The organism is Bacillus sp. SRB_8 (genome assembly GCF_003264205.1).
Taxonomy (GTDB): Bacteria; Bacillota; Bacilli; order Bacillales; family Bacillaceae_G; genus Bacillus_A; species Bacillus_A mycoides.
This window is the reverse complement of the sequence record NZ_NADT01000044.1, coordinates 1-24579: the sequence shown is the minus strand read 5'-3', so window position 1 is coordinate 24579 and position 24579 is coordinate 1. Positions and strand designations below refer to the sequence as shown.

The 24579-nt window shown below is 32.2% G+C and carries 20 protein-coding genes and 3 pseudogenes; 7 read left to right on the top strand and 16 right to left on the bottom strand.

Translation table 11 applies throughout. The features are described 5' to 3' along the window. The first annotated feature begins 140 nt into the window (after window positions 1-140). The gene (locus B5P40_RS26860; RefSeq protein ID WP_044443258.1) at window positions 141-350 is read left to right on the top strand and encodes a hypothetical protein; all 210 of its coding nucleotides are present in this window, start codon (window positions 141-143) and stop codon (window positions 348-350) included. A gap of 188 nt (window positions 351-538) precedes the next feature. On the opposite strand, the gene B5P40_RS26855 is transcribed toward B5P40_RS26860, so the two are convergent. From B5P40_RS26855 to B5P40_RS26840, 4 genes are all read right to left on the bottom strand, one after another. Continuing rightward, window positions 539-1438: a PhzF family phenazine biosynthesis protein gene (locus B5P40_RS26855; protein WP_113710204.1), complete on the bottom strand. Its 900-nt coding sequence runs from the start codon at window positions 1436-1438 to the stop codon at window positions 539-541. Between the two features lie 11 nt (window positions 1439-1449). Then, window positions 1450-2013, bottom strand: coding sequence for a GNAT family N-acetyltransferase (locus tag B5P40_RS26850; RefSeq protein ID WP_002190220.1), 564 nt, complete (start codon window positions 2011-2013; stop codon window positions 1450-1452). A gap of 144 nt (window positions 2014-2157) precedes the next feature. Then, the gene (locus B5P40_RS26845; protein WP_113710203.1) at window positions 2158-3660 is read right to left on the bottom strand and encodes a class I adenylate-forming enzyme family protein; all 1503 of its coding nucleotides are present in this window, start codon (window positions 3658-3660) and stop codon (window positions 2158-2160) included. Between the two features lie 211 nt (window positions 3661-3871). Further along, window positions 3872-4405, bottom strand: coding sequence for an NAD(P)H-dependent oxidoreductase (locus B5P40_RS26840; RefSeq protein ID WP_002014057.1), 534 nt, complete (start codon window positions 4403-4405; stop codon window positions 3872-3874). 124 nt (window positions 4406-4529) lie between these two features. On the opposite strand from B5P40_RS26840, the gene B5P40_RS26835 reads away from it, so the two are divergent. Continuing rightward, the gene (locus tag B5P40_RS26835) at window positions 4530-4853 is read left to right on the top strand and encodes a winged helix-turn-helix transcriptional regulator (RefSeq protein ID WP_078176806.1); all 324 of its coding nucleotides are present in this window, start codon (window positions 4530-4532) and stop codon (window positions 4851-4853) included. A 247-nt stretch (window positions 4854-5100) separates the two neighbouring features. Here B5P40_RS26835 and B5P40_RS26830 read toward each other — a convergent pair whose 3' ends face one another. The 3 genes from B5P40_RS26830 to sigI form a co-directional block, all read right to left on the bottom strand. Continuing rightward, a complete protein-coding gene (locus B5P40_RS26830) occupies window positions 5101-5367 on the bottom strand; it encodes an ArsR/SmtB family transcription factor (RefSeq protein ID WP_000661861.1) in 267 nt (88 codons plus the stop codon). Window positions 5368-5548: 181 nt separating this feature from the next. Continuing rightward, window positions 5549-6928, bottom strand: a complete 1380-nt coding sequence (locus B5P40_RS26825; RefSeq protein WP_113710202.1) for an anti-sigma factor domain-containing protein — start codon at window positions 6926-6928, stop codon at window positions 5549-5551. After that, window positions 6921-7643, bottom strand: coding sequence for an RNA polymerase sigma factor SigI (sigI, locus tag B5P40_RS26820; RefSeq protein WP_002128341.1), 723 nt, complete (start codon window positions 7641-7643; stop codon window positions 6921-6923). The genes B5P40_RS26825 and sigI overlap by 8 nt, the downstream gene beginning before the upstream one ends. A 517-nt stretch (window positions 7644-8160) precedes the next feature. On the opposite strand from sigI, the gene B5P40_RS26815 reads away from it, so the two are divergent. Then, the gene (locus tag B5P40_RS26815) at window positions 8161-8367 is read left to right on the top strand and encodes a hypothetical protein (RefSeq protein WP_000834521.1); all 207 of its coding nucleotides are present in this window, start codon (window positions 8161-8163) and stop codon (window positions 8365-8367) included. Between the two features lie 68 nt (window positions 8368-8435). Here the strand turns inward: B5P40_RS26815 and B5P40_RS26810 are convergent, their stop codons facing one another. The 3 genes and pseudogenes from B5P40_RS26810 to B5P40_RS33805 form a co-directional block, all read right to left on the bottom strand. Beyond that, window positions 8436-8807, bottom strand: coding sequence for a hypothetical protein (locus B5P40_RS26810; RefSeq protein WP_002084333.1), 372 nt, complete (start codon window positions 8805-8807; stop codon window positions 8436-8438). Window positions 8808-8868: 61 nt separating this feature from the next. Next, window positions 8869-9228, bottom strand: a pseudogene (locus tag B5P40_RS26805) (recombinase family protein); the annotation flags it as partial. Further along, window positions 9221-9289 (bottom strand): annotated as a pseudogene (locus tag B5P40_RS33805) (Holliday junction resolvase RecU); the annotation flags it as partial. The pseudogenes B5P40_RS26805 and B5P40_RS33805, both read right to left, overlap by 8 nt. A 129-nt stretch (window positions 9290-9418) precedes the next feature. Here B5P40_RS33805 and B5P40_RS26800 point away from each other — a divergent pair. Then, complete coding sequence (locus B5P40_RS26800) at window positions 9419-9715, top strand: hypothetical protein (protein WP_002142559.1); 297 nt, start codon at window positions 9419-9421, stop codon at window positions 9713-9715. Window positions 9716-11115: 1400 nt separating this feature from the next. Here B5P40_RS26800 and B5P40_RS26795 read toward each other — a convergent pair. Next, window positions 11116-11859, bottom strand: coding sequence for a M15 family metallopeptidase (locus B5P40_RS26795; RefSeq protein WP_033728243.1), 744 nt, complete (start codon window positions 11857-11859; stop codon window positions 11116-11118). Between the two features lie 244 nt (window positions 11860-12103). Here B5P40_RS26795 and B5P40_RS26790 point away from each other — a divergent pair, with 244 nt between their 5' ends. Continuing rightward, window positions 12104-12358: a SunI/YnzG family protein gene (locus B5P40_RS26790; RefSeq protein WP_002035246.1), complete on the top strand. Its 255-nt coding sequence runs from the start codon at window positions 12104-12106 to the stop codon at window positions 12356-12358. A 511-nt stretch (window positions 12359-12869) separates the two neighbouring features. Here B5P40_RS26790 and B5P40_RS26785 read toward each other — a convergent pair. Further along, a pseudogene (locus tag B5P40_RS26785) lies at window positions 12870-16150 on the bottom strand (VaFE repeat-containing surface-anchored protein). A 1029-nt stretch (window positions 16151-17179) separates the two neighbouring features. Between B5P40_RS26785 and B5P40_RS26780 the strand changes: the two are divergent. After that, on the top strand, window positions 17180-18436 hold the full coding sequence (locus tag B5P40_RS26780) for an ATP-binding protein (protein WP_063217447.1): 1257 nt from the start codon (window positions 17180-17182) through the stop codon (window positions 18434-18436). A 1339-nt stretch (window positions 18437-19775) separates the two neighbouring features. Here B5P40_RS26780 and B5P40_RS32965 read toward each other — a convergent pair. Then, complete coding sequence (locus B5P40_RS32965; protein WP_002137499.1) at window positions 19776-19943, bottom strand: hypothetical protein; 168 nt, start codon at window positions 19941-19943, stop codon at window positions 19776-19778. Between the two features lie 256 nt (window positions 19944-20199). Between B5P40_RS32965 and B5P40_RS26775 the strand changes: the two genes are divergently transcribed. After that, a complete protein-coding gene (locus B5P40_RS26775) occupies window positions 20200-20832 on the top strand; it encodes a lysozyme family protein (protein ID WP_113710201.1) in 633 nt (210 codons plus the stop codon). Window positions 20833-21612: 780 nt separating this feature from the next. On the opposite strand, the gene B5P40_RS26770 is transcribed toward B5P40_RS26775, so the two are convergent. The 3 genes from B5P40_RS26770 to B5P40_RS26760 all read right to left on the bottom strand — a co-directional run bounded on the left by B5P40_RS26770 (window position 21613) and on the right by B5P40_RS26760 (window position 24362). After that, complete coding sequence (locus B5P40_RS26770) at window positions 21613-22050, bottom strand: NUDIX hydrolase (protein WP_113710200.1); 438 nt, start codon at window positions 22048-22050, stop codon at window positions 21613-21615. A gap of 800 nt (window positions 22051-22850) precedes the next feature. After that, window positions 22851-23828 (bottom strand): DUF4179 domain-containing protein, encoded by a 978-nt coding sequence (locus B5P40_RS26765; RefSeq protein WP_078177526.1) that lies wholly within the window; start codon window positions 23826-23828, stop codon window positions 22851-22853. Between the two features lie 3 nt (window positions 23829-23831). Continuing rightward, window positions 23832-24362: an RNA polymerase sigma factor SigX gene (locus B5P40_RS26760; RefSeq protein WP_002190245.1), complete on the bottom strand. Its 531-nt coding sequence runs from the start codon at window positions 24360-24362 to the stop codon at window positions 23832-23834. Window positions 24363-24579 lie beyond the last annotated feature (217 nt).

The following is a 24579-nucleotide window of genomic DNA, read 5'->3' as shown; positions in this document are numbered from 1 at the left end:
AAAAGACAACTTTACTATTATTTGACAAACGAATAGGAAACCCCTTCCAAAATCTTAATATAACAAAAAATCATTTACTTTTATATTTCAAAAATAAGGAAATACTAACAACAACGTTACATACATATTAGGAGGACAATATGAAACCTGAATTTTTAAAAGCAGTACATGATGCCATTGGAAGTGTCGAACACATTCATATAGAAGAAAGCGGTGCCGACAGCTTACTTATCCATCATGATGATGCACAGCAATTACAACAAGTCGCTAAAACGTTAGAAAACAACAATTTCCGCTCTGCTTTAAGAACAACTGGAGATGCTTCGTATATTGAAGTGTTGAACAGATAATGAAAGTCTGGATGTATTCCGGGCTTTCTTTTTTTATCCCGCTATTTGCCGTGCAGTAAGACCTCCACCTCAAAATTCAGCGGAAGCAAAGAAGTTAGGTGGGGGATCAACTGCCCGTAAAAGCCCGATTGGTGAGGGCTGATAATCAGTGGGGGATGAACAAAACCCCCACTGATTAAAGTTTCACTTTATATTGAAACTTCAAACTCTTTTACATACACCGCTGTTCCAGCAATATCAATTTGTAAGTTATCATTTTCTACATCTTTCGTTACATAAACCGTTACACGACCATCTTTATTTATTTCCTGTCCTTGCTCAACGATTAACTCCAATTCATGGTCAAAATCTTTCTCCAAATACGTCGCATAATACGCTCCCATTACACCTGAAGCTGTTCCTGTCACAGGATCTTCAATCGTTCCAGCATAAGGTGATGAAAAATGACGACCGTGCATTTGCACCTGTTCATCATAAGTTTCTAGACAAACTGGATGGATAGAAGCCTTAGGTATTTCTTTTAATACCGATGGAAACGCCTCATTTTTAGGTTTCATTCTTTCACATGCATCTAGATTTTTAATCGGTACAATTACAGTCCAGTTCCCCGTACTTCCATATACAATTGGTACACTTGCATCTAAATCAGTTACTTCTAACCCGATACTATGAGCTAATTCTTCTTTTGAACCTGCAAAATCTTTAAACTGAGGTGCTGCCTGCCTCATTTTAATAAAGGTTTCTCCATTTTCATTTGCACCTATTTGTATCGGTAAAATACCTGCCTTCGTTTCAATCGTAAGGTTTGTTTTTTCTTCTAATAAACCTCTTTCACGCAAGGCATATATAGTTCCAACTGTCCCATGACCACATAAATCCATTTCAAACCCTGGTGTAAAATAGCGCATGCTTATATCTGCTACTTCTGAAGAAAGAACGAAAGATGTTTCGTTAAATCCAACTTTTTCAGCAATACGCTGCATGTCCTCTTCCGTTAATCCATCCGCCTCTAATACAATACCTGCTGGATTTCCCATATTTGGTTTATTCGTAAATGCGTCGTAATGAAATACGTTTATAGTCTTCATTTTTTATCCCCTTATTTGTTCGTTTCATTATTTTTATAATAAATAAGAAAATCTGCCCACTTACCATTCCCCATAGAAAATGCCTCTCTCGTACATTCAAATGAAAAACCAGCTCTTTCTGCAAGACGAATAGATGGCTCATTATCGATATGTATATGTAATTCGATTCTATGAAATTGAAGGCCATTAAAAAATAACGGCAGCGCAGCTATTACACTTTCTGCTCCGTATCCATTTTTCCAATGTTGATTATGAATAGAGTAACCCATCATCGCCCATTGATAGTCCATACGTAAAATTTTTATAAGTTCTAGCTTTCCAATATTGGCGCCATCTTCTTTCTGAAAAATACCTAGAACGTACATTTCATCCCGTCTTGCCGCCTCATCAAATCCTCTTATCCATTCCGTAAACCATTCTTTCGTTGAAGACGACATGTCATGATAGCCGTCATCGTATTTATATTGAGATGGTAACCTCTTATTGAATCCATCTAACCAACTTTCATAATCCTCTTTTTGAAATGGACGAATAATCAGTCTCTCTGTCTCTACTTGTAATAGTGGCAGCTTCATTTATATCTCTTCCTTTAATTGTTAATTGAATATTCTTTATTATCTTACACAAAATACAAAATCTAGTAAATCATTATGTTTTTTATAAACAAAAATCCAGTTATGCTTTTTACATAACTGGACTCTTCATTATTTAATAACCTTTTATTTCACAAGAAAAACATCCCTTAATTCCCTCTTCAACACTTTCCCTAAAGCGTTTTTCGGTAATTCGTCCATAAATACAACTTCTGGTATTTTATAGCTTGCTAGTTTTTCTTTACAATGCTGAATAATCTCTTCTTCTGTTAAAGACGTTTGAATGTCCTTTACAATGTAAGCTGTTGGGACCTCCCCCCAAAAGTCATTTGGAATCCCAACTACTGCAACTTCTAAAACGCCATTTATTTCATGAATTACATCTTCTACTTGATCTGGATATACGTTGTCACCACCGCGTACGATAACGTCTTTATATCTTCCCATAATATGTAGAAATCCATCATCATCTATCATACCGGCATCACCCATGTTAAACCAATTATCTTTTACTACCTTCTTTGTTGCCTCTTCATTATTCCAATATCCTTTAAACATGTACGGGCTTTTCACGTGAATCTCTCCAACTTTATTTGTTGTTAGCTCATCACCTGTTTCTGGATGAACAATTTTCAGCTCTACATGTTTCAAAGTTTTCCCTACAGAAGACATTTTTTCTTTTCCCATATTTGGATGCCAAGAAGTTACTACCCAACCTTCTGTACTCCCATAACCTTGCACCATATATATTCCTTTTTCCATATATTTTTGGATAAGTGTTTCTGGCACTTTTGTACCACCACTTTGCGCTACTTTAAAGGTCGAAATGTTGCGCTCTTTATTATCTAATTCATCAAGCATGTAACTATAAACAGCTGGGAATGCAAGCATCGTAGTAATTTTCTCTTCTTCAATCTTATCCCAAATAAGAGTAGGATTCGAATCAGCTAAAAAGACCATCGTAACGCCATGATAAATACAATTTAAAATAGAAAGCACGCCACTCATATGAAACAATGGGTGCACTGATAAAAAGCGTTCACCTGCTGGAATTTCTCTTTGCCCCGCAATTTCAGTAAAATAATGGTGTAAGTTTTTATGACCAATTACACATGCTTTTGCCTGTCCAGTCGTTCCTGAAGTAAATAAGTAAATGGCATCATCATCTTCATGAACTTCCACATTCGGCTCTGTTATTGGCTGTTCCTTTAATTTTAATTCAAATGAGCCAAATCCTTCTTTTGTCGTCTCAATTACATAAGGAATTCCTTTAACTGCATTAATCTTTAATACAACTTCACTAAATTCATCATCAATAACTAATACTTTTAATCTCGCTTCTTTTACAATCGATTCTAATTCATAAGCAGTAAGCTGATGATTAAGCGGAATAAATACCGCTCCAATTTTTAAGCTTGCCATCATAACGCTTGGAAACGGATGATTATTTTTGCATAGAATTCCTATACGATCCCCTCTTTTCACACCGGTATGTAACAAATAATGTGCAAGCTGATTTACTCGTTCATTATACTGCTGAAACGAATACCTTTTCTCTCCACCGATAAGCGCTTCCAAATTTGGTGACTGCATTGCTCTTTTTTGTAATAATTGTCGCATCGTTCTCAAGTAAAACTCCCCTTTATATATGTTAGGATTTTTATTTTACCAGATTAATTATTAATTTACTAAAGATTAAACTTAGTGAATTTAAATGAAGTGAATCTTTAGACGATGTGGGGTGTTCATCCCCACTGATTATTAGTCCACAGCTTACGGGCGGTTAATGCGGGATAAACAAAAATAGCCATCTACTTAACAAGTAAATGGCTATTTCTCCTTATATATTAGAAAACTCCTTATTCATCACATATTTCACATACTCAGGTGCACTTTTGTCAATCTCTTCATCACTGATTTCATATTCTGCACCATATAAATAAAATGATGGTATAAATTCCATTCCTGTATATAAGCTCGTAGCGTGGAATGGTTTCGTTAATTCATCCATTGTAATTCCGCTATTTTTATAGTCTTTTTCTAACCCACCTATAGAAATAGCTACACCAAATTCTTTCCCCTTCACTTTATCCCCTTTTGATCCGTAGGCAAATCCATATGTTAATACATCATCGAACCATTTTTTTAATAATGGTGGTGAGCTATACCAGTAGAGTGGAAATTGGAATATATATCGGTCGTGCTCTACTAACAGCTTTTGTTCTTCTTCAATATTAAATTCCCAATTTGGTGCCACTTTATATAATTCATGCACCGTTATTTCATCTGGATATTTCTCAAGTTCTTCTACCCATCTTTTATTAATTCGAGACTTTTCAATATCAGGATGTGCTACAATTACAAGTGTTTTCATATATTTTCTTCCCCCTTATAAATAATTCAAACGCTTTAGTATTAGTATGAATGAGTCACATATAATTGAAAAGTACGTACTTTAAAGTGCTATAGGAACCTTAAAGTACCTTTGGAGGTGTTATATGAATCAAAATGATAATTGCCCAATCGCAACGACACTCGACGTGATCGGTGGAAAATGGAAAATTCATATTTTATGTGTTTTGGCGGATGGAAAAATGCGAACAAATGAAATAAAACGAGAAATTCCAAACATTACACAAAAAGTTCTCACACAGCAACTTCGGCAACTTGAGGCTGATGGGATTATCCATCGTACTGTATATCAAGAAGTACCACCAAAGGTTGAGTACACAATAAGCGAATACGGGAAATCTTTAATGCAAATTATGGATGAACTATGTGAATGGGGAAAAGACCATCAGATCAAAAGATTACATGACTAAAAAAACTACCAAATTCTTTACATACTAGTGGGAATGGCACATCACTATCAAGCTAACAAAAAGACCCTAATAAGAAAACTTTCATTTTTATAATCCATTTAAACTTTAGCTTGATAGTGATACGGCAAGACCCTAATAAAGAAATGTATTAAACAAATTAAAAACAACAACACATACGACTAATGTTAATAAGAAAATTATAGTCGCTGAATTGCTTACTTAATTTTGAAATCTAAACAGTTACCCTTTAAGCCAAGCTTAATAATATCGCTTTTGTACGATTATCTGTTACCTCATAATAAATTTCTAATCCTTTCCGAGTACCTGTAACGACTTTAGTAGCTTTTAGTTTAGATAAATGTTGACTAATTGTACTTTGAGGCATTTGTAATGTTTCATACATTGTCGTTACGTTAATAGGACCTTTTGCAAGCATTATTTTTACTAATGATAAACGGACAGGATGCGCCAACACCTTTAATACTTCAGTGATTTCTTCATACATTTCTTTCATATTTTTTTCTCCCCTTTTATATAAATATTAATGATATCCATATATATAATTCGAAAGGATATACGATTTTATGTCCGTCATTTTAAAAAATATTAAGAAATTCCTTCAGATGGAAGGAATCCCTCTGTTCAATATTCTATAGATTTTTCTTTCACTCGATATTATGTGGTAGGAGCTTTCCTTACTGAGACCCTCTACCATTGTTCCCTTGCGATCCTCTACCGTTGTTTTCTTGCTGATGCCCATTATTCCCTTGCGATTCTCTTCCGTTGTTCCCTTGACCATTCCCATTATTCCCTTGCGATTCTCTTCCGTTGTTTCCTTGACCATTCCCATTATTCCCTTGCGATTCTCTTCCGTTGTTCCCTTGACCATTTCCATTATTCCCTTGCGATTCTCTTCCGTTATTCTCTTGCTGATGCCCATTATTCCCTTGGGATCCTCTTCCGTTGTTTTCTTGCTGGTGTCCATTATTTTCTTTTTGTGGACCTCTACCGTTGTTTTCTTGCTGGTGTCCATTATTTTCTTTTTGTGGACCTCTACCGTTGTTTTCTTGCTGATGTCCATTATTCCCTTGCGATTCTCTTCCGTTGTTCCCTTGCTGGTTTCCATTATTCCCTTGGGACCCTCTGCCTTTGTTTCCTTGCCCATTTCCATTATTTCCTTGTGACCCTCTGCCGTTGTTTCCTTGCCCATTCCCATTATTTCCTTGTGATCCTCTTCCGTTGTTCTCTTGCTGATTCCCATTATTTTCTTTTATTTGCTTCGGTTGTTGTTCCTTAGATTGTTTTTGTTCTATATGCTCTTTCTTCTCGTTGCTTTCTTCTTTTACAGGAGATGCGTCCGATGATGCATCAGAAGATGACTTTTGTTGTTCTTGATTAGACGGAGGTGCAGGTGGAGTAAGCGATTTTTGCTTCTCATTCTCTTGTTTTATATAAACGCCCGTTCCAACCCCTGCTTTCTTGGCATCCTCCCGCATTTGCATCGTACTGCTTTGATATTCAACTGTAATATGTTTTATCTCATACTCTTTCTTTAATTCCTGCATAACCTTTTCCAACTGTGGTTCTAACGACTTGTCCTTTGTAACAGCTGTTAGCATAACTTGCTTATCATTCGTTAAGTACTTATCCCCTTGACTCTGCTTTATAATAGTACGTATTACGTCTTGCAGATGCTTATTTTCCCACCCTTTCATTTCTTTTAAAATACGCCTTCCATCATCATTACAAGCTCGCAAATCTATTACACGAAGATCCTTTGTTACGCTCACCTCTAAACTTGGATTTATATCAACTGAGACATAAGCAAATACTTTTTCTTCCGGTTGGTTGTAGAAAAACAGCAACACACATAGAAAACAAGTAACAAGTAATGATGCAGGCTTTAAGAAAGAAGGGATTGAAAAACGCGGTGCTCTTTGCTCTTGTTCGTTAAACGAGATTTCCTCTCCAATCATGTAAGAGTGTACTTTTCTTTTAAACGTAATAAACTCTCCATTTGGAGTTAAAACAACTACGTTATGTTTCTTTATATCCATCACAATTCCTTTATTCATCATGCTTCTCCCCTCTTATATAATCCAGAATATATGTATAGTTGTTTGCAAAGATAATACACATCGCAATAATGTATTTTCGATGTCGCTCCAACGTTTTACGACTTACCCTAACACGTGGTTCAATATGTTTAAGGGGTAACTTTTTCTTTCGGAACAGCTCTTCCATCATTTTCTCGTCTTTTATAATAATCTTTACAATTTCTATTAAGTGCTCACGCGTATCACGATGCTTAGGGGATTCCTTAGCAAGCTCTGAAAATGTGATTTTAAACTCAGCTAGCACACTTTGAAAATGAAGAATTTCCTCCTTACGGTTACTATTTTCCATCTCTTTCATATACTCCGTAAGCGATACTTGTATTTCTAATATTTCCTCTTGCTTATCTTCTTTTAAAAAGACAAGATTATGCTTAGACTCCTTGCGTATATAGTCAATTACATCTCTTTTTATAAGAAGATCAGCAAACGCTAGAAAAGATTTTCCTTTTTTATATGAATACTGTTCAATTGCTTCGTTAAACGCAAACAATCCAATACTATATTCATCATCCTGTTCTGTAATGTACCTGCGGCAGACAGACGAGATTGATTTTCTAATAAACGGCTGATACTGTACGATAAAAGCTTCCTTATCTCCTCCGTTGTTTTGTATGTTAAATACGATATCTTCTATTTTCGTTTTTTTTAAGATTTTCATTACTAAACTCAACACTAGTAATCTCCCTGCCTCCTTCTGCTTCAAATAGCAAAATGGCCACTAAACAAGTGACCATTTAACCACATTTTCTTAGTACTTTTCTTTGGGCTTGTCTTCTTGCTGGTGCTCATATTTTTCGAGGCCGACTTTTTATATGACTATTTTTTCCACTTGTACTAAAGTGAAGTCTGTATTTTGTATTACTTTCTTGTTTTCTTTTGCAATACCACTTGTTCTTCTTGCTCTTTTCTATTTTAGCTGCAATCTTTGAATAACTCTTCGCTATATTTTTGGTAATTTTAGCTTTTTCTTCTACTGTTTTCTTCTACTTTATATATATTCGAAGGAACAAATAATTTTATGGGGGTCAAAAAAATATTTTTTATAAAATAGTTATTTTTTCAAAAATAAAAACCATCAATTGGAAGAAACTCGTTATAAATCCTCCTTATGGTAATCCCTTTGTAAACCTTTTTATTTAAATGTATAATTGTATTAAAAGTCTAAAATTTCAGAATCCGAGGGCAGCGTCATGAAAAGTTTTGGTACGTTAGTAATCTCTACCGTCATTTCAGCAGGCTTAGTGTATTATAATATCGATTCCTTTTATAATAAATTTACATCCGGGAATACATATTACTGGGTAAACGGTATCCTAGCTGCTGGATTCCTTATATCCTTAATTATCAACATAAAAGATATCATCAAGAAAAACTACACAACTTCTGAATCAAATTAAGGAGCCTATTATGGTTCCTTTTTCTATGCAAAATAAAAAAGCAGCTGTTAAGCTACTTTGAATTCTTCTTATCCCCAAATGAAATGATATATATATTCTCCCGTTACACGTTCATTAATTCCAGCGATCCTAGCGAATCTCATTAAGTCCGCCCCTTGAAGAAAATACACCGAGATCGTAACTGGTACTTGTGACCACATGAATTGATAAAGCTCATTCACTCTCTGATTCGTCGAAACGATTAAATCATTTACAGGTCCATGATTCCATGCAGAGGTTTGAACTGAAGTGAACGGAAGGTCTTTCCCATTAACCACTATTCTTACCACACTTTGAGTTATGTCCACAACAATCCCCTCCACCATTACAAAATTTAAGCCTGTTTCTATACTCATATTCTTGATTAATAATAAATGTTTAAGGCAAACCCCTATTTTCATTTCTACTCAAAAACAATTTATTTGATAAAATAAAAAAGCAGCGGATTCGCTGCTTTAAAATCTACATAACTCCCTTTTCTTTTGCTCTCTCATAAAGAACCGTGCGGCTTACACCTGTAACTTCACATATCTTCTTTACTGTAAGCTTGTTTTCCTTTCGGTTTGCAAGCAGATCTAAAGCATGTTCCATATTAGGATTATCATCATCGTACTTCTTAGGGCGCCCTTTATAAACACCACGCTCTTTAGCTAGTTCAATACCTTCTCGTTGCCGCATTCGAATTAGGTCACGTTCTAACTGATTAACACCAGCCATTACAGTGAGTAGGAAAGTGCTGTATGGATTATCGCTTGTAGTATCAAGCCAATTGTCTTTTAACGACTTAATAGAAGCGCCTTTTTCTTTAATTGTTTCTATGATACATTTCATTCGCTAGATTGATAAGCATTTCAAATGCCATCCCACGGTTTCCGAGTCCCATTGTTATTCCTCGCTTTCTATTAAAAGGATTATTTTGTTAAAAAATTGATTCTAATTTATAACCTCTATCTTTTTCCTTCATTTCCCATTAAAATTGAGTAAAACTATTTTGAAAACATAGGAGAAAGCTATGAAGCATAACCTCAATCTATGGTCCTTTATATGCTCTTTGATTTGCGTTGGACTATTCCGTTTATATTTTGAAATTCCACTTGAATTATTCAAATTTTTCACGGATTCATTACACATTCACCCTTTATTTATATTACTAGTTTTAACAATAGGAACTTTTTTTGCTGGCATTATAGGATTTTCTAAGATGAATAATTGGATTGCGATGCTTAGGAGTGTAGCAACAGTCTTACTAACATTGTTATTATCAGTGTTTTTAACACTAACTTTGATTGTGGGTTATGCATTAAGTTAAACGTAGTTTTTATGAGTAAAACTCAATATTCCGTCAATAATATAGATGACATTAGATTTTTCTCCTTGTTCCCCCTTGGAGATGAGCAGTTAGTTTTTGCTAACTGCTCTTATATTTATAACAAAGATAAGATTCTTTAGAATGATTCTTCTTTATTTCTCAATATAAGGAGCCTTGGATTTTCATTAAAACTCCTGTAGTATATGAACAAAGAGTAAGGTAAGAGTTACTCTTTGCCATTTTAGGAAAGGTTCTGTTGGAAACAACAGGACCTTTTTTCGTAAAGAGATGGTTTTGTTTAATTTCTCACCACTAACCACAAAAAAATATCTTATAATCGTTATATACTAAATTAAAATAATGGATTAGGAGTAGATCAAATGCCAGTTACACTAGAACTTATTCTTTTCATTCTTCTAGCAATTAGCGCTATTGGCTATTTAGTAAAAGAATTTCAAAAAACTAGGAAAAGAACACTTGGAATTTCACTAGAATTCTTGGTTCTTTTCTGGTCAATATGGAGAATATCGACTATCATAATCTGATTTGTAAAACATGAATTCCTTCGAATAAAAATCAATATTATGTCCATAATGTTGATAGGCTGTATGCCAAAATCCATTTAGTTTTCTCTGTATCTCCTTGTATTGAGCAGTTAGTTTTTGCTAGCTGCTCTTTTATTTATGAAAAAAGATAAAAATTTTTATAATGATTCTTCTTTATTTCTCAATATAAGGAGCCTTGGATTTTCATTAAAACTCCTGTAGTATATGAACAAAGAGTAAGGTAAGAGTTACTCTTTGCCATTTTAGGAAAGGTTCTGTTGGAAACAGCAGAACCTTTTTTCGTGATTTAAAGGTACTAAGACAAAATGAAATATTTACCATGAAGGTAATTGTTAAATATTTTACGCTTATACAGTATAATGGGATAGTTATTGTGTATTGGCATTAAGAGGAGCGTCCTGATTAAGCGCTTCTCTTTTTTTATAAAATAGCTCCAAATTACTTGGACACATTTACCAGTTTATTCAACACAAATATCATGTTAAAATCCCTTGTGAATACGACATAACTCAACTTGGTGAAGCCCTGTAATATTTCCTGTAGGGCTTCTTTTTTTACAAGCAGTTATTTCATTAAGCTGACTACCTTGTTGTGCAAAATAACGATTTTGTTCATTTTTTTGATACATTTATAAAACATTCATATGTTATCTTCAGTAAGTTCTATTTCCTTTATAATATTGTGTGAAGTATACCAACGAACGAAGCCTAAAAAACTCTAATGAAGTGATGAAAAAAACCTAATTTCTCTACAAAACATTGAGAAATTAGGCTTTTTAATAGAAAAAGTAGCATTCATAAACAATGAATACAGTTTAACTCTTCAATTCTATTTTCACAGATTCATATATTCTTCTAAAGTCAGTTTTTCCTTATATATATTTTCAGCAATATCTCCTACATAGCGAATATGCCAAGGTTCATATGCATAACCCGTAATACTTTCCTTCCCCTTAGGATAACGAATGATAAACCCTGCACGATGCGCGTTTTCTTTCAGCCATTTTCCTTCCTTCGTATTCGCAAAGGATAGCTCTAGTTCATTGTTCGCACTTTTAGAAGAAACATCCATCGTTAACCCTGTTTGATGTTCGCTATGCCCTGGCTTTGCAGAGAAGCGATCCGTATGCTCTTGCCCTTTCTTTTTAACATTGTTGGCATACAGACCTTTTTGATACTCATAGGAACGAAATCCTGAAACAGCATTCAACTGGATCCCATCTTGCTTAGCTAAAAGGAATAGTTTTTCTAACGCTTCCGCTGCTTCTTTACGAAGATGACTCTTTTCTACCGTTCCACTAAATGAGAACGGTACATTTGGTACAACTAAATCCTCTGGCATATAGTCTTCGGGTAAACCATATTCCTTATTTACTACAGCCTGTATACTAGCAAAGGAACTTGCTATCTTATTTGAGGTCCGATTTTGCTTACTATTTTTTTCTTTATTTATGGAGTTTTCACTAGTTTCATGGTTTGTCTTATATGGTTCTTTACCAATAGATATATTGGTGTAAATGATAAAGATACCTAACATTACTACTATACAAGTTAAGGTTCCTACTAATTTAAGTCTCATCATTCATTTCCTTCCTGCAACTCCTACTGTTACTCATTCATCATACTTCAACCATATCAAATCCATATTAATTCCCTGTGAACTTTTCTTCATAACGTATTCCTTAATAGATTGATAGTATATCTTCCCTTTCTTTTGGCACCCTTAAAATATCAGCTCTATTCATACATGTAGAAAAATAATCTAAAAATTTGTATAATAAGATAAGAAGTGTAGCATTCTATTATAGAAAGGTCTTGGTATAATGCTAGGTATTGATGTCAAAAAAACAAAAGAAGAGTTAATTATTTCATGGCAATTTGCGGAGGTCACGATTCCATTACGTGATGTGATTGAGGTTACCGAAGATGCTACCTATGCGGGTGTTGAAGAACCAAGTGCAATCCGTATCGGAACAGCATATGGGACAACTGATCGTATATTAATTAGAACTGTAAAACAAAATTATGTATTATTTACTACGAATAAAGTGTCGATTTTAAACGCAATTCACGCGTAACAATGAGTAGATAAACGCGCTTAAACAAAGTTCAAGTGAAATAAAAAGGTGCAAAGTCATAGAATTGACTTCGCACCTTTTTTAAAACAATCTATATGAATGAAAATTCCCTTTAACATTTCAGTAAGGCCAAAGCCACTTCTGTCACACCATACTACTTTGTGTCTCATTTATCTAAATTGAAGAGATAACGCTCTCTTTTTTTGATAAAATTATCTCTATAATGATAGCAGGAAAGGATTTGTTGCTTTATCACGGCAGAAAAAACACAGTTTGTAAAAAAAGAGCATTATATCCCCCAGTTCTCTATGAGACCTTTTGAAATAGCTAAGGGATTTTGTCTCACAGTGAATTTAGAAGCTGACACTTTGGAAGCTAAGGAAAAGAAAACAGGGAATTATTACAACAACTCAAAAATAATCAAATAGATTAAAATACTGTAAATAGAACTAAATTACTAACATAAAAATAAGCACATCCTGTAAAAACAGATGTGCTTATTTTTTAATTTTTATGCGTTTTTACGTTTTAAGAAAATAACTCCACCAACAATTAACAGTAATGCGCCTGCAGCCATAGAGATCCAACTTGTAAGATCAGCACCTGTTTGCGGTAACCATCCAATTTTAGATTGAACTTCTTTCTTAGGTTGTGGTTGTTCTTTTACTTGCTCTTTTGGTTGTTCTGAGGTTGGAGTATTTTTATCTTGATGCGGCTGTTCTGGTTTAGGTTGCTCCGGTTTTACTTCTTTAAATTTCACCGTTTGACCCTTATCTTCGATGTCAACGTGTATAGCTACCAAGACATTATCTTGATACAATTCTTCAAACACTACCACTTCTTTACCTTGTAATGCAGAAGCATTAAATGTGAAATCGAGTGTGATAGAACCATTTTTCTCTTTTGCAGTAAACTTAGATTCTACTGTTACTTCTTTACCATCAACTAATAATGGTTTTTTTGTTGCTTTATCCATTAGTTTGCCTTTTACAACGTACTCTTTACCCACAATTAAGTCTTTGTATTCCACTTTATCTTGGATTGTTACAGATTTAGAAGCGTCTAACTCTTTAGAACCATCAGCTTTGTTTGTAGCTGTCGTTTTAATAGAAGGTTCTACAAATCGAACTGTTTGACCTACATCGTTAATGTCAGCATGTGTTGCAATTACTTGACCTTCATGTAATAAGTCTTCAAACACGACTACTTCTCTTCCTTGCTGTTCAGCACCAACGAAAGAAAAGTCTAATGTTACAAAACCATTCTTTTCTTTTGCAGTGAATTTAGTCTCAGCTGTTACTTCTTTACCATCAATTAATAATGGTTCGTTAATAGCTTTGTTCATTAATTTTCCTTTTACAGTGTACTCTTTACCAACAACTAAGTTAGTGTACTCCACTTTATCCTGGATAGTGATAGAATCCTTTGAATGAATCTCTTTTCCACCATCAGCTTTGTTTGTAGCAGTTGTTTTTACTGATGGCTTAACGAACTTAACTGTTTGACCTTTATCATTGATATCAGCATGTGTAGTAACAACTTTTCCGTCTTTCAGTAACTCTTCGAATACTACTACTTCTTTTTCTTCTAAACCAGTTGCATCAAAAGTGAAATCTAGTGTAATAGAACCGTTTGTTTCTTTTGGTGTAAACTTAGTTTCAGCAGTTACTTCGTTACCATTTACAACTAATGGTTTATTAGTCTCTTTATCCATTAATTTACCTTTTAAAGTGTACTCTTTACCTACTTGTAGGTCTTTGTATTCCACTTTATCTTGGATTGTTACAGACTTAGAAGTGTGCATTTCTTTTGTACCATCGGTTTTATCAGTAGCTGTTGTTTTTACTGATGGAATCTTTTCATCTTTGACAATATGTTTAATGATTTGACCATTCTCTTTGATCTCAAAAGAGAATATTTCTTCATTCAATACATAACCTTTTGGTGCAACAGTTTCTTTATATGTGTATTTTCCAAATGGTAACTTTTCAAACTTCGCGATACCTTTATCGTCTGTTTTCCCTTTAACTACTTCTTTTCCTGCTTCATTATAAATAGTAAACTCTGCATTCGGAAGCTTATTGTTTCCATCAGCTACATCAACTTTTGTAATTTCTAGATCACCTTTGATAAGATGATTAACTGCTAATAGCTCAATAATTTTTCCGTGTTCCTTTATTTCGAACACAATTGGTTCTGTAATAAGAACATAACCATTTGGAGAAGCCTTTTCTACAAATGAATATTTACCATACGCTAAATCTTTGACGTTAACTTCACCATTTTTATCTGTCTTATATTCCCCAATTACTTTCCCGCTTGCATCTTTTAGCTCGAATACTGCACCTTCTAATTTTTTACTGATATCTTCATTATCTACTTTTAGTAATTTCACACTACCTTTCACTTCTGTATTTTCCACTGTAAAAGTAAGTGTTTTATTGTGCTCTTTAATTTCAAAAGGATACTTTGTTTTATTTCCAATATATCCATTAGGTGTTTTTGTCTCTAAGAAATAATATTTACCATACGTAAGACCATCAACATTTGCAATTCCATTTTCTTTTGTTACTACTTTTTTCACTTCTTTTCCATCTTCAGTAAAGACCGTGAATTCAACATTAGGTAACATCTTACCTGAATCACTAAGTTTTTTTATTTCGATGTTACCTTTTACTTTGTTGTTTACTACTTGAACAGCTCCTATTTCCCCTGTCTTAACTTCAATAGTTTGTGGTTTATCACCTGAAACATAACCTGTTGGTGCTTTAATTTCTTTTACTGTGTAGGTACCAATTGGTAGGTTATTTAATTCTGCAGTACCATCAGCACCCGTCGTGATTTTTCCAACTGATTCATTATTTGCATTAAAGACTTCAAATACTGCACCAGCTAATATTTCTCCATTTTCCCCAACCTTTTTAATTTTTAAAGAACCAGCAGCTTCCCAATTTACTGCAAGGTCACTACTAAGCTTTTCCTCATTTCTTTCTAGTAGCACTGTAGCATTCTGAACAGTATCAGTACCGCGATAAGCAATTGCTTGAACTTTAGTTAAATTTGTAGCAACACTTAGATTAAATTCACCTGTTTTTGTATCTTTAGGAATTTGGATACGGAATTTTTCCCCAAGTGAAAGCTGATCTTTCACTTCTCCATTTTCACTAACAATTTTAACTCCATTAGGTGCATTTTTCGCTACTACTTTATAAGAACCACTCTTAGCATTTGTTTGTACTGTGTATAGGTTTGTTTCAAAAAACTCACCCTTTAATTCTGCCTTTTGCTTTTCAGCAGGAATCACATTCATAAAAATATCTTGAGTATCTTCACTTGTATTTGCAGCATTAATAATTGTCTTAGCCGCTTTTTCAACATTTTTATTTTCATGCTTTAATTCATTTACATCAAGTTGACCTAATGCATTCCAAACCGCAAGCTGAGTTGCATAATGTGCTTCATTCTTATTAGCTACTCCCAGTTGTTCTATACTTTTTTGTGGGAAACCATTTAATAGAACCCTATATACTACATTATCTGTTTTCCCATTTCAGGAAGATCTTCACCATTTGGTGATTTTAAGCCAAGAGTTAAACAATAAGCAATTTGACCGCTTGAATTTTTAATAATTTCAGTTCGAATGTACTTACCTAAACTGTTGCTATAACTCCAGTTCATTGAATACTTTTCATGCGTCATAACCTCCGCATTTGCCTTCGGTAGAAACACATTAAAGAATAATGCTAGTACTGATAATAATGCAAAAACTCTTTTAACAACTCTTCTCCCCAATTTTAAAACCTACCTAGATAAAATGAATCCGATGTATTATTCAAATATTTAAAATAATCACAACGAAGATATTTCATATTATAAGACATAAAGTTACAAATATTATATTATTTTTACAAATTATTTATTTTCTCAACAACCGCTATAAATTATAATATTAAAACATTCCATTTCACAAAAGTAACAATATTAGGATACCTTAGCAAAATAAGAAACTTGGTAAAATACTAGAATAACGGTAGTTGGAGTACGGAAACGATTCTTGGCATGAAGGACCACTACAAAGATATTTTAATATGTAAACAGATATTTTCAGATTGAATATATGTATTAATAATGAAATTTTATTGCATTTACACCTGCAATGTTTATATAAAAGATAGTAAATTATGTTTTTATAGGATTTTTTCTATTAGTTTACTGGAAATTTGCATTATTATGTGACAATAAATATCATTGTATTTAATATAAAATGATATAAAAAAAGGGGCACGTAGATAATTATTAGAACTTTCAATCAATTAATTATACTAAAATTAGTATTAAGAATATTAGTAAAAAAGTAACAACGTTATTACTAAGTTCGAATATTGGTCTAAGTACCCTAGCATCTCAATGGTAACCTCTTGAATACTTTTACGTTTTTAAATAAATTACAAAGAAAAAAATAATAATTTTTAATTTTTTTCTTTGTAATTTAATAAGTTACATGTTAATATGGCGAAGGTTATAAAATGGATTTCGCCATACACAATGTTTTTTCGGAATATTCACTCCAGAGAAACGTAACTATTTCTGTAATTTGCTTTATCTTTTACCTATACAAGGGCTACTTTCAATTTTTTTGTTCATAAGTAAAAGTAACTTTTTATTTCTATCTTCCTCATCGATTTTAATATAAATGGTAAAAAAGCACTTTTTCAAGTGCCCTTCCTTTTCTTTTTTAAAGATAGAAAATCTAATAAAATCAAACACCTAGATTAAACACATACATAATCCTACTTACAAACTCTCAGAGAGGTATAAACTATGGGAATTCCTACACTATTATTAAATACATTTATTATTATTATTTGTATCCTTAGTTACCAAGTATTTTGGCTAGAACATAAAGAAAAAATGGCATGTAATAATATATTAATTTCTGTACTTTCCTCCATTGCAATTATTTTTTGTATGACTTTTCCTTTTCATTTACACGCTGGGTTCATTTATGATTTACGTTTTATTCCCATTATATTAGTTTTTCTATATGGAAATACAAAGAGCATTATTTGTATTGGAGTTTTATATCTTTCTTATAGATTTTACTTAGGTGGAAGCGGAGTCTTCCCATCATTTATTATCTTTACTATTATTTCTGTTATTACAATCATGTTTCGTTACTTGTCACCTACTTATTTCAAGGAAAAGAAGATATTATTAAGTATTCTACTTATTTTGATATGTACAACTTCCCTTTCTATCTGCGGTATTGTAACGCAAATAAATACAGGTGTTAAAATTGACTCTACTCTCATTGAATTTTTATTCAATTATATAATCATAAATATTTTCACAGTATTATTATCAGTTTATTTAATAGAAGGAATGATCGAGAAATATAAAATAAAAGAAAGAATGCAAAGAGCAGAAAAATTTTATATAGCTAGCGAACTAGCTGCATCGATCGCGCATGAAATTCATAATCCACTGACCACGGTACGTGGATTCACTCAATTACTAAATGAAGATGAGAGTGCTAAGATGTCTCAAGATAAGTACTTAGAAATTATGTTACTTGAAATGCAGCAAATACAATCTACTATTAATAACTATTTATCTTTAACCAAACCACAAAACATTATAAAAGAGGAACTAGATATTAATTACATATTAAATCAAGTGAAAGATAATATTTCACCACTCGCTCTTTCATATAATGTTGAAATAAAACAGCATATTACAACAGATTCCCTTTACATAAATGCTAATACTGAAAAATTTAAAATATGTCTAACCAACATCATACAAAATGGAATTGAGGCTATGAAAAATGGTGGCGTATTACAAATAAATATACAAAAAATAAAAGATAATATTGTAATTGATATTATTGATACAGGAATAGGAATGTCTTCCCAACAAATAAAACGTATTGCCTTGCCATTTTATTCAACAACAGAAAAAGGTACTGGGCTTGGTACTATGATTGCGTACAGTATTATTAAAGAATTAAACGGAGATATAGAGATAGAAAGTGAACTAGGAAAAGGAACACACTTCTCTATCACTATCCCCTGCTAATATAATAGAAGATTTATTTAAATGATATTATTTTGTAGCTAATATAACCATATAAAAAGAAGACGTAACTATTCGTCCTCTTTTTATATGGTTCTGGTGCAAAAATGCTAGTTAGAAACATAGAGTAGCAATTTCACAATTTATTCACAAGTACCGTTAAGCGCAAGTTTACGTTAAGTATGCTATTTGCATAATAATGTTTTCAAGAAAAAAGTAATAGATATTCGAGCTGCAATAAATGCCCCTTTTATACTTTGAAATGTAATTTGCAAACTACAATTTGACATAATTCTAATAGTATGGGATGTATATTTTCTCCATAAAAGTAACTTATTTTTATCTCTTTTAAACAATTTATTATATTATTTTCATCTAATTAGGCACAGAAACGTTTTGCAAAATCTTACTACTTTTTAGGAAAAACGTTTTTAGGGTACATTTTAAAATAGCTCTTTTTCTTTGAAATGTTTCTGTGCTTAATATTTAAAATATCTTATGTCAAAATTTCCCGCAACTAATATGTTAAATGATTCATAATTATATATAATATGGAATATTAAAGTTAAATATTCCGTATTATACTCTATTAAATATAGCGTATTTAATTTATTAGTAATTAATTTATTAGTCTAAGTATGAATTATAAAGTATGTTCGTTTAAAATTGTCACAATATAATTTTATATTCGACGTTTTTAATTACTCGTGAAACATTTGCAAATGTTTTAACCGTTATGTATAAGGTAAATATCCCCTCTAAATATAAGATTTACTTAATTTAGATTCTTTCTCTCATAGTCGTAATGTCGAAAAAAGTCGAATTTTTATATTTTTTCTTTATTTTCTAGTTGTAAACGTTTTATTTTCATATTACCATCTTAATCAAACATTAGATGGTAATAAAACTTAAAGTATTTCTTTCCCTTAGAGACATATAAACGTTCGGTAATACCATGAAAATAAGGCCAAAGAAATATGAGTTACCTGATAAAAGATTTAATAGGATTTTTACCACCTTAATTTTCTGTTAATTCAGAATGTAACACTTTAACATTTTGTCCCTAAACAAAATTTAAATTTTAGTGTGGTAAACTCAAAAAGCTAAATCACCCACCCAAATTAATAAATGATATATCCTGTTATATCTAGCGATCAGTCATGAGAAATAGATTTCTTCCTAAGAAAACTTAGCCCATTAATAAAAAGTGTCTAAATTTCTATCTTTATTACCATCTATTGTTGATAACGTATTTACCAACTATAAAAAAGAACCTATTGAAGGTTCTTTTTTATTATAATCATTAGCACTTCAATTTTTGATAATCATTGGTGTTGAATCTTTATTCCCTCACCTTATATAGTTTTCTTTTATTAACACTTGAAGACTTATTGAGGTACGGTTCTGATTTTAATTTTTTTTTTATTTTTAAGCGACTAATTTCCGAATGATGGGCCATCCACAGTTTTATATCTAATAAAGAAAGAATTATGTCTGTTTCAAGTGACATTTTGCTTACCTCCTTCTCTCTTATGGGTTATGTAGATAATATATCTCTTGAATCTGAAGCCTTTAGAACACATAATGGATACCCTAAAAAATAGACTTTATTTTATCTTTATCTTATCTTTAAATTTTTCTATTAAACTTAGCATTTAGAAAAAAATTTTCGAGTCTAAAAAAGCTGGGAAATAGAGAATTATTGAATTTTTTTAATAACCAGCCACCATTGAAAATAGGGTTTCTTGTAAAAGGAGGAGTAATATTTGAAGAATAAGAGAAAAGTACAAACTATTATATTATTCTTTATTAGTATTTTAGGGTTAGGAACAATAATCGGGATACTATATTTTAATGACAAAACCAATACTCAAAAAAATAAAGCGTTTGCTACCGAGGAACGTTTATTGCAATATGAGCCCATCATGAAAACAGAATTAGAAAAATATAATTTGGGAGAAAAAACAGCAATTTTACTAGGAATTATGTACCACGAGAGTAGGGGTGAGGGCAACGACCCTATGCAATCTTCCGAATCACTTGGATTAAAGCCAAATGAAATCCAAGAGATAAACTTGAGCATTAAACAAGGGGTAAAGCACTTTGTTCAAATGTATAGATATGGAGAAGAAAAAGGTGTTAGTATGGATACAATTATTCAAAGCTATAATATGGGGCCAGGCTATATTGATTTTATTGCCAATCAAGAAGCTAAACAACACTCGGAAGATAAAGCTAAACAGTTTTCTAAGTTGAAAGTTGATCAGAATCCAGCTACATACACTTGTGGTGGAAATAAACAAAATTTTAGATATCCATATTGTTACGGTGATTTCACATATACAACAAAAGTGAATGAAAAAGCAAAACTTATTGAAGAACGCCTCCAAAAAAATTAAAATTGTATATATTTGTTTGAAGGAGTTTTCCATTTACTTTTATATGGTTTTTCATCAACTTTTATCCCCTCTTACCATCTAAATGTATATATACAACTATCGTATCATATTTCAATTTAAATACGGCTCTAGTTACATATTCCGCAAGAAATCTATCCAGAATATAAATAAAATCACCCTTTTACATGAAATAGTATCCACTTAGCGAATTCATTAGGCATAAAAATAAATGTAGATTCAATAAAAAGAGAGCACCCTCGCTATTGGTGCTCTCAATGTGAATTGGGGTTTATCCTGAGCATTGAACAGGACACGAAGAACTCGTCCTGTTACATAATATTATGCTTGTCCATATTATAATGTGCAATAAAAAAAGCACCCTCGCCCAGGCGCCAAGAGATACATATACGTTGAGGTAACTAACACGTTAGAAAAGGCCCTTCCATATCATTATATGATTATCAATTATCTTTATACCTAGCAGACTCATTAAATACGTTTAATGTATCATTTCTATTAGTTTAACCATGCCTAATGCCATCTAATTCATGGTTAGTATTCTAAATAGACCAACGATGTATTATAATCCTTTATATACCCAAGGAGGTTTACCATGCTTAATTTTCATAAAACATTCCCCATCTTAGGATTCTTTTGGTTTTTATATAGTTCTATCGGCATCATCTTTTTATTACTATTCCTTAGCGTGTAGTAACAACGCGTATAAATATATGTTTAATGTGTGATTTCTATTATCGGCTTTGTTAACTAACACTTAAATTATTTTAACAGCCTTTTGTTTAATTCCCACAAAGCTGTTTTGTTACTATCCCATTTTAAAAGCGTTACGGCTTCCTCAAAGCACAACCATTTATACTTGAAGTGTTCTTTAGATAATTTAATATTTTTTGTAGGAACTTTAACTCCAAAAGAAAATTCTTTTATTACATAAACATCTTCTCCCCAAAGAAATTCACCAACTACATCCTCTACTGGTAGTGAAGACACAGAATCTAGTTTTATATATGGACATTCTCTTATAATACCAGCCTCTTCAAACGCTTCCCGTTTTGCTGATTCAATAGGAGTCTCACCATCTTCTCCACCACCAGCTATTCCTTGCCAATAACCATAATCACTTCGATTAAAAATGGTATATTGAATGGAATCATCAGTTTTTATATAAGGAAATATCAATACTTGATACGGCGCTCTCATTGCTTAACCTCCTCTCGAAAAAATATGAGCAATTTATTCACTAACTTGCTATTTTAGTAAATAAAGAACCAACATCAAAATTCTACATTAATAATGCAGGTTTATGGTATCGGCTCTCCATTTTTTAAGAATTTTATTTTTCATAAATAGGTTTACTCTTAACGTGATAAAAACCTGCTTATTTCTTATTTAATTTGCTTAGCGTGTTTTTTTTCGAAATGCTGGCGGTATCACATGTTGACTAACCAGTCCAAATAGTCCCTAAAACGGTCGTTTAAGGAACTTTATTTATATCTATCAAAACTGACTGAAATATGTTTAAAATTCAGTTCAAAAACTCATTACCAAAAACAAATTTTTATATCAAACATCAAATACCGTTTATGGAACACTCTTAATGTACGGAAAACCAAGTTTTTTAAATAAAAAATTCCTTAGCGTACGAAATTCGCGTTATGTTGGCGGGACCCCATCGCCATCAAGTTAAGGTTTTGAAGTACCCCCTAAACGAAAAAATTCTTTCTCTATAGGGGCACCATATCAAAAAAGAAAATTGTAAGTTTAGACACATTTTAGATACAAAATAACCGATTCCTTATACGTTAAGGGACCGGTTATTTATTTTCCTACTTTTTTAGGGAGGTTTTTCTTGTAATGGTCTTAAATGATTGATTTAAGGTTATAAACTTAAATCATAAATAAAAGATAGAGTAAAAACTATATAAGAAATAAATGTAACGAAAGCAAGAAAACATATAAACTGAGCATTAGATACATATTGTTCTATTCTTTTTTTCATTTTAATTAGTATTATTTTTCAGATGTGAAGTATCAATTTGAATTTCACCTTTCCAAGATCCAATTACTTTTCCAATTCTATTTATATTTACATCTAAAGTAAGGGGCTGTTTAAAATCGTCTTTTCCCTCAGAAACTATAACAAATGTAGCAACACCTTCGGGTTTATCATTATCACGAATGCCTACATCATTTAATTTTTTACCTGCTGCCATAAGTTCAAAAGGAAGACGGTCATCTGAATCATGGATAAATGATAGTCTCCCTTCATGTTTAATCTCAGGGTTTTCCTCTTGTTGCCCATTAATTTTACCATCACTTTCGAGCTCTAATCCTGATGTATCAAATTCAAATGGTACTAAACTTCCGTCAGCTTTTTCCATTCTATAATGAACTGATATACGTGAATCTGCGATATATAATTCTTTGAAATGTACAGTAATACCTTGATCTATAATTTTTTCATCAATAGGAATATATTTACCATTCTTCATCATATCTTGTGTGACACCATTTTCATCTTGTATTCCTTCATTTACAACTTTATCATTTGTAATTGCATCAGAAAAATATGAGGCAACATTTGTAGCCGCTACTTGTACTTGTGGAATCATTGCTGTTGTGAAAAGTGCTGCTGCAGCTACTGCTGTATACATGAAACGTTTTGATTTTTTACTCATGTTTGTAAAGAGTCCCTTCTTCTGTTGTTTTTTGTGATTTATATTAGAAACATTGTCTAGCTTGGAACGACTTTCAAATGTTTTCCATGCTTGTTCTATATCAATTTTGATTTCTTGTGGTGAATTTGCAGATTCTTCATCTAGCATTACGTTTTCCCATTGATTTAATTTACTAATTTCTACTAATAAATCTTGGCATGCTTCACATGTATCTAGGTGCTTTGTGAATTCCTTTCTTATATCATGAGAAAGTTCTCCATCAATATATGTTTGAATAAATCCGATATCATAACATTTCATTTGTTATGCCTCCTCCATTTGTTTATAAATCTTGCGAAATTTCATTTTGGCTCGGACCAATAATGTTCCAATAGAAGATATTTCAATTTGAAGTATTTCTGCAATTTCTTTATATTGAAAACCAGAGAATTTCATTAGTAAAAGGGTTCGTTCTCGATCATTCATTTTATTTAGTATCGTTTGTACCTTTGTAATTTCTTCTTTTCTTATCCAATCATCGTCTAATGATGAAACATTTTGTACTTCATGGTATTGTATTTCTTTATCAATCTTCGCTTGTTGCCTTTTTTCAGATCGCAAATGGTTATAAGCTACATAAGTAGAAGATTTAATCAACCATCCAGGTATGTTTTCAATTACTTTCCAGTCGCTACGATATAATTGTAAAAACACTTCTTGTGCTAACTCTTCAGCGATAGATTGATCTTTAACAATCCATATAATCTGTTTCACAGCATAAGCATAGTACTGCTTAAATAAATCTTCAAAAGGTATATCAGAAGCATGACTTTCTTCATTTTCTATGGTTAACATGTTAGTTTAAACCTCACTTTCAATTTGATGCCTGTATTATAGAGAAACCAGAAAAACGGATTTTGTGACAGTTTTTCTGGTTATTTTTTTATTATGTACTAAAAAAAGCATTCATCTGATTAAAAGATAAATGCCAAAAGGGAAATGAAAACATAAAACTATAACTCTTGCAGTAGTTTTCTATTAATGGGGTACCGCCACACATCCATCAACTTAA